General features: G+C 43.1%; 3 protein-coding genes. 2 read left to right on the top strand and 1 reads right to left on the bottom strand.

Annotated features, from left to right (window positions below; genetic code table 11):
* Positions 1–182 precede the first annotated feature (182 nt).
* On the bottom strand, positions 183–317 hold the full coding sequence (locus tag REG_RS14405) for a hypothetical protein (RefSeq protein WP_260200259.1): 135 nt from the start codon (positions 315–317) through the stop codon (positions 183–185).
* Between the two features lie 63 nt (positions 318–380).
* On the opposite strand from REG_RS14405, the gene tilS reads away from it, so the two are divergent.
* Positions 381–1,718, top strand: a complete 1,338-nt coding sequence (tilS, locus tag REG_RS09290; protein WP_050749382.1) for a tRNA lysidine(34) synthetase TilS — start codon at positions 381–383, stop codon at positions 1,716–1,718.
* A gap of 383 nt (positions 1,719–2,101) precedes the next feature.
* Entirely contained in the window at positions 2,102–3,193 is a 1,092-nt protein-coding gene (potF, locus tag REG_RS09285; RefSeq protein ID WP_039908566.1) for a spermidine/putrescine ABC transporter substrate-binding protein PotF, read from the top strand.
* Positions 3,194–3,273 lie beyond the last annotated feature (80 nt).

The raw sequence follows: 3,273 nt of genomic DNA, 5'->3' as shown, positions 1-3,273 counted from the left end.
CAAAAATACCGATTAAACCGTAGGCAAAAAATAAAACATAGATAAACCAAGTAATAGGGATTTTTTTCAAAATCTGCCAGACTGGCAGAGCAGTCAGTGAATATTTTTTTATTGATTTTAACATAAGCTTGGTGTGTCCTACCCTCGTGGATCCTTGAATATACCCTTCGTCTTGGTGTTCATTAGAAGGAGCTTCTAATATACCCTTCGCCTTTCAAGTTACGGCTTTGTTGTCTGCGGGTGCTCGCCGAATCACGTAGTATGTCTACGCTCATCGGTCTCACCCCCTGGCCGCCTTGCCGTAACTCGAAATTCATTGGGTATAGACACTGAAAAAACTTCTAACTAAGATATTTTTTATTTTATAACACTATCAATGAATAAAAAATGATGATTTTTTACTCCAGATTAACAAGCAGCTAGCGGGATACCGAAAGCTGCTAGTGGGTTTTAGTGGCGGACTGGATTCCAGTGTTTTGCTGCATCTATTGACTCGTCTACGCACTGGCCAACGGCCTGATTTGATCATTCGAGCGATTCACATCCACCATGGTATCAATCCACAGGCAAATGATTGGGTAGAACATTGTCAATATCAATGTCAACAATGGCAAGTGCCACTAGAAATTGTGCCAGTGCAACTAAATACACGCAAAAATGGCATCGAAGCCGCAGCGCGCGCAGCGCGTTATCACGCTTTTTCCACCCATCTCACCGACAAAGAAGTGTTATTGACCGCTCAACATCAAGATGATCAATGTGAAACCTTTCTGCTGGCATTAAAACGGGGGAGTGGGCCAACGGGGTTGTCTGCCATGGCGTCAAAAATGGCTTTCGCACAAAGTCAGTTACTCCGTCCTTTATTAAGCTGCTCCCGACAAAATTTAATGGATTATGCACAGCGGCATCAAATTCAGTGGGTAGAGGATGAGAGCAATCAAGATAGGCGTTTTGATCGTAATTTTCTACGGCAAGAAATTATCCCTTTGCTCAATCAACGTTGGCCGCATTTTTCCCAAACGGTCACGCGCAGTGCTAGCCTTTGTGCAGAACAAGAACAATTGCTTGATGAATTACTCACTGCCACATTAGATCAATGGCAGCATACTGATGGGTCTCTAACGACTGACGGATTAATCACTATGTCAGAAGTGAAACGCAATGCGGTATTGCGGCGCTGGTTATCTCGCCACCATGTCAGCATGCCGTCTCGAGATCAGTTACAACGTTTATGGCATGAAGTTGTATTAGCGCGTATCGATGCCAATCCTTGTTTACAACTGGGGCAACATCAAGTACGGCGTTTTCGCCAGCGTCTCTATTTATCCTCCTCGCAACAAATCAACATAACCTCTCAGTGTTTACACTGGTGTGTCAGTGAAGATCTATTGCTTCCCGCTAACTTAGGGGTTCTGCGCCTGACTAATGCCGATGGACAACAAATTCGTGCAGCAAGGCCAAATGAAAGCGTGAAGATCCGTTTCGGCCTGCAAGGAAAGGTAAAGATTGTCGGGCGTGATCGTTCAAGAGAAAGTAAAAAATTATGGCAGGAGCTCGGAGTACCTCCTTTGATGAGGAATCAGATCCCATTGTTGTATTTTAATGAACAATTAATCGCAGCCTGTGATTTTTTTGTTACTGCTGAAGGGCAAGCAAAACAAGGTGAGCGTTGTTGGCATGTGCATTGGAATAAACCTCTTTCGAAACCTACTGCGTGACGCGGATCCTGCGTTGCCCGGTGCGCGCAATCCTCATGTACTGATGGCAACGAAGGTTGCTGTGCACCGAGCGCCTTGACTTCGCATAACGAACTACGGTTTCGAAAGAGGTCTAATACAATATTAAGATAAAATTGATCATAGCGCTTATAGTCGAATCATTTTAATTTGATTCAAGGCGGAGGAGCACAGACAGTACAAAGAGTACGGCAAGCGACGACAACGCAGAATCAAATTAAAATGATTTGGCTATAGCAGAAATATTTCGTAAGCTATGCCCTTTTGTCGGGTATTAGCGAACATCAGAAATTTTGCATCAGCTCAGAGGGCATGTCATGACGGAAAGTTATCGATATTCATCTAATAGATACAAAAAGGGTTGGATGGGGCTATGGCGTATTATCGCTGGGTTATTAATGGTGGTATCGATCTGTGCTTTAGCTGAGAAAAAAACGTTACATATTTATAATTGGTCTAATTACATTGCACCCAACACCCTTGCTAATTTCGAACAAGAAACCGGCATTAAGATAATTTATGACTTGTTTGATTCTAATGAAGTGTTGGATGGCAAGTTGATGGCCGGTAGTACGGGTTTTGATTTAGTGGTTCCTTCCGCCAGTTTTTTCGAGCGCCAGCTGGAGGCTAAAGTGTTTCAACCTTTGGATAAAAAGGCGCTGCCCAACTATAAAAATCTTGATCCAGAACTGCTAAAACGGGTCGCTAATTACGATGCCGATAATCAGTTTGCTATTCCCTATCTATGGAATACTACCGTTATCGGTTACAACGTTGAAAAAATTAAAGAAGCATTAGGTGAGGATGCGCCCACTAACAGCTGGGATTTAGTGCTTAAAGCCGAAAATTTAGCCAAATTAAAAAATTGTGGGGTTTCTTTTCTCGATGCGCCGAGTGAAATTTTTGCTACCGTATTGCATTATTTGGGCAAAGATGCAAACAGTCAGCTGGCTTCAGACTACACAGGCTCTGCCACCGAGCTATTATTAACATTGCGCCCTAATATTCGTTATTTTCATTCTTCTAAATATATTAATGACCTAGCAAATGGAGATATTTGTGTCGCCGTGGGGTGGAATGGCGATATTGTACAAGCGGCGAACCGAATAAAAGAAGCTAATAATGGGGTCAATATCGCTTACAGCATTCCAAAAGAAGGCGCTTTAGTGACTTTTGATGTATTTGCCATGCCAGCAGATGCCAAGCATCCGCAAGAGGCTTATCAATTCCTAAATTATTTGATGAGACCCGATGTCATTGCCAATATCAGTGATCATGTTTATTACGCTAATGCGAATCAACAAGCAACGCAACTGATAAAGGCTGAAGTGCGAGATCACCCGGGGATCTACCCGCCGGCAGATATCCGCGCCAACATGTTTACATTAAAACTACATCCAGCAAAATTAGATCGGATCATTACACGCGCTTGGACTAAGGTTAAAAGCGGTAAATAATAATAGACCTCTTTCGAAACTGTAGTTCGTTATGCGGAGTCAAGGCGTCCGGCGCACAGCAACCTTCGTTAACACAGAGT

Origin of the sequence: Candidatus Regiella insecticola LSR1, from assembly GCF_000143625.1 — a bacterium.
Classification (GTDB): domain Bacteria; phylum Pseudomonadota; class Gammaproteobacteria; order Enterobacterales; family Enterobacteriaceae; genus Regiella; species Regiella insecticola.
Note: the sequence above shows the minus strand (reverse complement) of the source record. Positions and strands in the feature narration are given on the sequence as shown.

Coding starts and splice junctions, on each gene's coding strand:
- REG_RS14405 (WP_260200259.1), bottom strand. CDS start 317: ATGAATTTCGAGTTACGGCAAGGCGGCCAGGGGGTGAGACCGATGAGC.
- potF (WP_039908566.1), top strand. CDS start 2,102: ATGGGGCTATGGCGTATTATCGCTGGGTTATTAATGGTGGTATCGATC.